Annotated in this window: 4 protein-coding genes; 2 read left to right on the top strand and 2 right to left on the bottom strand. The window is 37.8% G+C overall.

Translation table 11 applies throughout. The features are described from left to right. Positions 1–1,509: 1,509 nt before the first annotated feature. Complete coding sequence (locus D7322_RS28500; RefSeq protein ID WP_183078762.1) at positions 1,510–1,737, bottom strand: hypothetical protein; 228 nt, start codon at positions 1,735–1,737, stop codon at positions 1,510–1,512. On the opposite strand from D7322_RS28500, the gene D7322_RS18740 reads away from it, so the two are divergent. After that, on the top strand, positions 1,721–4,600 hold the full coding sequence (locus D7322_RS18740; protein ID WP_183078761.1) for a leucine-rich repeat domain-containing protein: 2,880 nt from the start codon (positions 1,721–1,723) through the stop codon (positions 4,598–4,600). The genes D7322_RS28500 and D7322_RS18740 overlap by 17 nt on opposite strands. 537 nt (positions 4,601–5,137) lie before the next feature. Beyond that, complete coding sequence (locus D7322_RS18735; protein ID WP_121125770.1) at positions 5,138–6,568, top strand: serine hydrolase; 1,431 nt, start codon at positions 5,138–5,140, stop codon at positions 6,566–6,568. Between the two features lie 75 nt (positions 6,569–6,643). Here the strand turns inward: D7322_RS18735 and D7322_RS18730 are convergent, their stop codons facing one another. Beyond that, entirely contained in the window at positions 6,644–7,105 is a 462-nt protein-coding gene (locus D7322_RS18730) for a VOC family protein (protein WP_121125769.1), read from the bottom strand. Positions 7,106–7,319 lie beyond the last annotated feature (214 nt).

The following is a 7,319-nucleotide window of genomic DNA, read 5'->3' as shown; positions in this document are numbered from 1 at the left end:
TCGTTAACGCCGGAGCCTCCTCCGGGTTGGGCCGACCCGGCCGAGCCTGCAGCCACACCTTCCTCCATCAGTACTTCTAACTGCTCGATTACGGGTGCCAAGTAGATCTTTTTTTCAGTTTTCTTTTTCATGTGTATTTTTATTATTTGGTTTATATTCAACATTTACTGAAACATGATACCCTGTTTAATCGTGGATTAAAACCGTTGTATTCTGTTGATAAATGCTTTTTTGAGCATAGATTTATTTGTTAGCACTTTTTGTGACAATCTAAATTTAATGCTGTATGTTAATTTCTATTTCATTTAAATAATTAGTCAATATATCGCGTTCTCATTATCTGAAATATGGCCATCATACAAAAAAAATACTGTACTCTTTTTGAACGGATAGATGAAGTTTAACAAAAAGAGATCATATTAATATTACATTACCATTCAGCAGTTCTACATTATGATGTAGCACTATAAACGAGTTTTTAGTTTTGTTATTTGTTTAATAAACAACAGATTATTTTAGTTATTAAGCGGTTTTTAAGCAATAATATTTAGCAATGTTACAAAAGAATATGTGGAGTTTTAGGTGAAAATATCGACAGAATGGCCATAAAATTTATAATGTAGATATTCAGCTACGGGCCACCTTTTCAAACAGCGGTATTTTCTATTTTAGAACAATCTCAATTTGGCTCTTTAATTCCGGTAGGTTACGCTGGAGTATTAGCGAGATTCCTTTGGGTATAAATATTCAATCGGATCATCGCCTATCGTTTTACACATGATGGAACCAATTCGATCAGTTTGAGCCCATTTTTGGCGTATCGCTATGTACGCATCTCCGGTGGGGGCATGGCTAGCCTTAAAAGAAAGGAGGCGACCTAAATAACAACTTGACGATAGAGTCGGCCCTAAAAGAGGGACAGTGATAATGGTATGGCAATCAAAAAAATAGCGTTATAAGGAGCAGTTATTGCTTACAACTTGTTGATGAAAATTTAATGTTATGATCCATCTCACGGAAAGGTTGTTTGCCGCAACAGATCTATAATTTCGGCCATTTCATAGGCAGGGAACACCTGCCTGGCGATAAAATTAGGATGCGGCAACGGACCCGGACGACCTGTTCCGGATGGCCACCGCGCTGGACCTCTGTTAGTTTTACGGGAAAACACTTCACCTGGTCAGTTTTGACCAAAAAGAAGATTTTTCTTAGGATCTCGTTAGCATCCGTATCGGTGAAGGTAATAAAATATAGGTCACAAGCTACAACAGGGGCCTGTTGTGTTACGACAGAAGCAAACCATCAGATTTGGCCCGGACAAATTATGCCGCCAACGTGAATCAGGGTAGAAAAAACTTACAATAGATTTTTAATATTATATAGTTTTATTTGCTAGATAGTGTGAGTATATTTATATTTAAGAAATAAAAGCCGATATATGAAGTCTGAATTAATAAAACAAGTTTTTATTTTGCTCTTTTTAATGATGATATTAATATTGGTTGAATTTTATGTTTCTTTCAAGGGTTTGGTGTTTTCGGGCTGGAATACCTTAATTATCCCCGCGCCGATAATTAAGCGCTCCATTATGACCATGTTATTGATTTCTTTGATGTGGCGGGGGAAACTTTTCTTTTCAGGTACAGCAGGGACTTGAACCTGATACATAATAGTTGACAAAATGGTTAAGGGAAATAATTTGATTGCCAGATTAAGTCTGATGCGGTTTTTATTCATCGCATTAAGTTTTTTTTGCCTACAATTAAGTGCCCAGGATCTGCTTGGATATAAGGCAATTCTTGATGGCTTCCCAAGTAATGTAAGCTTTATCAAAAATCACCCGCCTAGTGATCGAATATCCTTTGCCCGTATAACTGCTAAGGATATTGTTCTTTTAAAAGATCTTGTTGATAGCTTGCCTCAGGTCCGTTACCTTGGGCTAGAATTTGAAAACCAGCGCCAACTGGATAGTCTATGTCGATCGTTATTTCTATTTCCCAATTTGGAGGCTGTTGTTTTCAAGGAATTTAGTTTTCGAATAGACACTTTAGAGCCTGCAGGGACATTACATCTAGACAATGAATTTTATAAACAGAAACAATTAAGGGCCCTGGCATTCGAAGGAAACTCCAAGATAAACTTAGCAGCGGAAATTGCTAAGCTAAATAAGCTTCCAAGGTTAAATTATTTAATTTTCAGGGCTTTCCCCGCTCAGCATATCCCGAAAGGTTTGAAAGATAATAGTCAATTGAGGGGTATCTCGTTTGAATATAAACCCTTGATGGACCCATTTGAATTTCCGCCCCAAATAAGTGAAATTGCGATCAGCTCCACATCGCCAAGTGATCGCATTGATCATATATTGGAAATACTTCCCAATAAAAAAAGAATAGAAACGCTAAGTTTAAGCTCTTTTAAAAATAAAGATACGGTAACGTATTTTGATAGGGGATTCAAGTCCCTAAAAAATTTGGAATTATATTTCAATGATATCTATGATCTAGGTCAGTTTATGTGCAATTTTAGCAGCAGTGTCAAACTGGAGAAACTATCATTTATATCTGGTTCTCTCAAGCAGATTTCATCGGGCCTGTTTCAATTTAAAGAATTGAGGGAATTGCGGATTACAAAAACAAAATCGGTACTTTATTTTCCTGCGCAGCTTTCGCGATTGAAAAAACTACGTGTGCTTGATCTTTCTGAAAACGCAATTGACACCTTACCTTATGGTCTATTCCAGTTAAGTGAATTAACTGACTTAAACCTGTCAGGTAATCAGCTTACTGGACTTTCCAATAAAATAGGAACGCTTAAGCGCCTTAAAACATTAGAACTTCAAAGTAATAAATTGCATGATGTTCCTGCAGCTATTGGCAACTTTCATCAATTGCAGCAGTTGAATTTACAAGCTAATCCGTTAGATACGTTACCACCGCTAGGGGGATTGAAAAAGCTCAAAACATTAAATTTATCGTTTTGCAATTTGGTATCGTTGCCAGAAGATATCGGGGCCTTATCCAGTTTAAAGAGTTTTGATGCAAGTGATAATTTTTTAACAGCGCTACCAGAAAGTATAACCAAGCTCTCTAAGCTTGAAAACTTACGCGTTTCAACCAATCTCCTGCAAAAACTTCCAGATCACATAGGCGTGTTAACTAATCTTCGGGAGCTTTATGTCGACATCAATCAGCTGAAAAAGCTGCCAATTTCTATCGGCAGTATGGATCAACTCAAAATACTAAATATAAGCCATAACAATATAACTATTCTGCCAGAGTCCTTAGGTGAACTTTCCAATTTAACGGAGTTTTATGCAATCAATGACCGTCCTTCACATTACAATGTATACGATTATACTAGGAAAATTTTGCGTAAAGATAATCCGAAGACCGATAGGCAACTTGCAAGTACCGCGCTGCGTGAGTTTCCAAGTGATCTTAAAAACTGGTCAAATATTAAGATAATACGAATTTTCAATAACGATTTTTCATCTTTTGATATTCTTAAATCATTATTCACAATTCCCTCGAAATACTACGCTGTTGATCTGTCGAGCTGTAATATTTCTAATCTCCCATCTAGCGGATGGGATCGTTTTTTAGGTAAGGAGCTACGTTTGGCATCAAATAATATTCAAGAGGTACCCCGGGACATGATCAACAGCCCCCTTTTGGCAGAATTGAATTTCCGACAAAATAAACTTCCAAAATCACCTAAAAATCAGAATAGCCACGCGGAAAAGCGAGGTGGCGTGTTGCTTTACTTCCAGCAGATAGGGCTGATGGATATGGATGATCTACCTCATGATAATGATATGGTGCATGCTTTAGCAGACCGGAGCAACCAATGTTTTATCTATGATCAGGATTATAAGACGACAGTCGAATTGGCGGATAAAGCTATTGAAATTAATCCCGATTTGGCTAAAAAAAGAGTCAGCTTTGGAAATCTTGGTGAAGCTAGGTTTAGACTGGGTGATTTTAGAGGTGCGATTTCTGATTTGACCCAAGCTATTCAACGTGATACAGTAGGTCCGATCCGTATAATGAATGTTGTTGTCCCTGCATTCGACAATAGAGCGCAAAGTTACCTTGCCATCCAGGATACCATAGCGGCTTTGCAGGATTATCTTACCTTATCCAAGCGGTTTAGACCTGAAAGCTGGACCGATGTTGGAGCGTTGTATCAGAAGATGAATGCGGATGAGAAAGCGCTGGAAGCATTTCAAAAGAGCATAGACTACTATTTTGAACGTATTGTCAATGAAAAGGAAGGCTCAGTAAACAGACAGTTGTTTCAGCTCTGTATTCTGGAAATTTATATCATATCCAACCAGCATGAGAAAGCGGCAACATATGCCCTAAGTATTGGTGCCGACATGAAAACCAAAGATCTGATTCCAATATACCTTTATTTAAATTCCGTGATAGACATTACCGGAAATAAGAAACCCAATTTTAATCCGTCAATGGTCGAAGGAAAAGTGAGTAGGAGTTGGGGGTATGATCTGTTGCGTCAGTGGATTGATACTACTGCTTTAAGTAATTTGCAAAAACAAGCAATAAGAGATTTGACATTTGCGATGGAAAAACTACGTTAATTGCTATGTCAAGGGCATCTATATTAATAACGCTTTCTGGGCATATGTAACACGGTTATTGATTCAATGCTATAACGGCAAGTATCACAGGCCTTCCAATTGATGTATTGTTGCTGCTCTTGTGTGATGATTATTGTACCGAATTTATCTCATTTAACTGACTGTAAACCTATTCAAGCGGCATTTTTTGATAGATTCATCCAATATAGTTCGCAATGACCTGAATATTCCTAAAAACAGGATGATCAGGCGAGTCAATGTAAAGCCAATATATTGCACGGCCCAACCGATAAGAATTGCAACGATATGGATTTTGCCGTTTTCAGGCCTGAACATCTCCCCGTGAAAAGTTAAAATGAAAAGGTGACGAATGTGCAGTGACCAGCTGGAGGTTGACTTTATCCAAATAGCTTCTTAGCATGTTCATAAATGAACATACGTTGTTCGATTTTGAACATACTCTAAATATATCGTATGTGTAATTGATTCATTATAAGTTTTTTGTGCTTTTGGCGAACGAGTTGATTTAGTAATAAAATGAAAATTAAACTAAATTATAAGTTCTACGTTCTCCTTGTTTTGTTTCTGTTTTCAGTTAAGTTCTTGCCTGCTCAAGTTACTCGTTCCGATTACGATTCTTTTATGCAAGAGTTCCAAGGGCTTCTCAATGAAAAAAAATCGGGTGAGATCTACGGGCGATCATCTGCCATCTATCAGGCTAAAATCTCAAAAGAAAAGTTTTCACTGGGGATGAAGAAGTTTGTGGCAAATGTGGGCACAATGGAGCAGTTTTCTTTTGTTGATTCGACTATCAGCGGATACAATTATACCATTAAGTTCGAAAACTCTGACCAATTATTTTCTGTTCTGCTCAATAATGAAAAGCAGGTCCTAAGGATGAATTTCAAAGAAATACCATTTGTCGTACAAGATAAGAATTTCATGGTCGAGAGCAATAATCCATTAAAAGACTCCATAGATTTACTGGTGGAAAAATTCGTCAGACCGTATATTCAAAAGGGTGCTACCGCAGGTATTATGTTAGCGGTAATTAATGGAAAGCAGCAAAGAAAATATAGTTATGGGACTATCGCTAAGGCGAGCTATCAACTCCCGCACGCTTCTAAAAGTATTTTTGAGATTGGTTCGGTTACAAAAATTTTCACCTCACTTTTATTGGCAAAAGAAGTAGTTGGTGGCAATATGCAATTGGACGATCCGGTCAGTAAATATCTGCCAGATTCTCTTCCTCGTTTAGCATGGCGTGGTCATCCGGTTTCACTTGTGCAACTGTCCAATCATACCGCGGGATTTCCTCGGCTCCCGGAGAATATTTTTACGACCAATGTCATTCTGGCTGATCCATATAGTCATTACACGGTTGATTCACTCTTCCATTTTTTGAAAAAATATAAAGTTTTGTCTCAAACGGGAATTAAGTTTTCTTATTCAAATTTAGGCGCAGGTGTATTAGGTGTAGCATTAGAACGTTATAATAATAAAAGTTTTGAACAATTGGTCATTGATAATATTTGCTTGCCGCTTGGAATGAAAAATACATCATTAAAAGATGCCGGTGCCGTACAAGGATATAATGAAAAAGGAAGGCCAACGTCGTATTGGCACTTGGGATCTTTAGCGGGATCTGGGGCCATTAGATCGACATTGGATGACATGATTACTTTTATGAAGGCACAGTTAGGTTCCGAGAATCAACTGACAAAAGCCATTCACTTGACTCATCAGGTAACTTTTGTGGACAACGATCAAAGTATGGCGTTGGGCTGGCGTATTAAAAAAGCTGGAAACAGGAGGATATTTCATCATTCTGGAGGTACAGGCGGATTTAGGTCTTTTGTTGCATTTGATGATAAATCCCAAAAAGCAATTGTTATTCTGTCCAATGCTGCCTTAGATGTCTCGACTATCGGATTTTCGATATTTGAACATCGCTTATTGTATAACTAAGCCCAATGTACCGGCACATAAGCTTTTTTTTCAAGTTTATAGTGCTAGTACATGGACTTTTTCGTTACCTTGTTTTTAGAAATCAGCAATAATGATCTTTTTCATTCCCATCATTTTTTTGAATGCACCGGGTCTTTTGTTGAGTTCCGCCCAATTTTCAGGAGAAACCTGCCAGCTTAATCCGTATCTGTCTTTCAGCCAGCCACAGACGCTCTCTTGTCCCCCACCCGACGTAAGTGCTTCCCAATAGTAGTCTATTTCAGTCTGGTCTTTGCAGGGGATCATCAGCGAAATAGCTTCGTTAAATTTGAATACCGGTCCGGCATTGATCCCGATGAAACGCATTCCCAGAATCTCAAATTCAACGGTAAGTACTTTTCCCGCGAAATCCTTCTGGAAATCGGCCAGTCCTTCGGTTTCTGAATTCGGGTAATAAGTAATATTGATGATCTTACCATCTTTGAAAACCGACAGATAATATTCGGCGGCTTCCTGTGCGTTGTTGTCAAACCAGAGGTTTGGAATTATCTTTTGCATAGCTTTTTCATTATGGTTATTTTTTTATTTTCTTAGGACCTGAAAAATCGACTACCCCCGACTGTTTAAATTTATGTCAGGCATCTTCCGTCGATTTTTTAATATCCTTAAACAATTGGGGTTCTTCTATACATTCTATCTGAATTTTGATCATTTACAGTCTTACAAATTTAAACGATTTGTTTTTTGGACAACTTGGCATAGGAAAAGAAAT

Origin of the sequence: Sphingobacterium puteale (assembly GCF_003627955.1) — a bacterium.
Classification (GTDB): Bacteria; Bacteroidota; Bacteroidia; order Sphingobacteriales; family Sphingobacteriaceae; genus Sphingobacterium; species Sphingobacterium puteale.
Note: the sequence above shows the minus strand (reverse complement) of the source record. Positions and strands in the feature narration are given on the sequence as shown.

Bases quoted from the DNA above. Each gene is read 5' to 3' on its own strand.
- D7322_RS18740 (WP_183078761.1), top strand. From the start codon at position 1,721: ATGCGGTTTTTATTCATCGCATTAAGTTTTTTTTGCCTACAATTAAGT.
- D7322_RS28500 (WP_183078762.1), bottom strand. From the start codon at position 1,737: ATGAATAAAAACCGCATCAGACTTAATCTGGCAATCAAATTATTTCCC.
- D7322_RS18735 (WP_121125770.1), top strand. From the start codon at position 5,138: ATGAAAATTAAACTAAATTATAAGTTCTACGTTCTCCTTGTTTTGTTT.
- D7322_RS18730 (WP_121125769.1), bottom strand. From the start codon at position 7,105: ATGCAAAAGATAATTCCAAACCTCTGGTTTGACAACAACGCACAGGAA.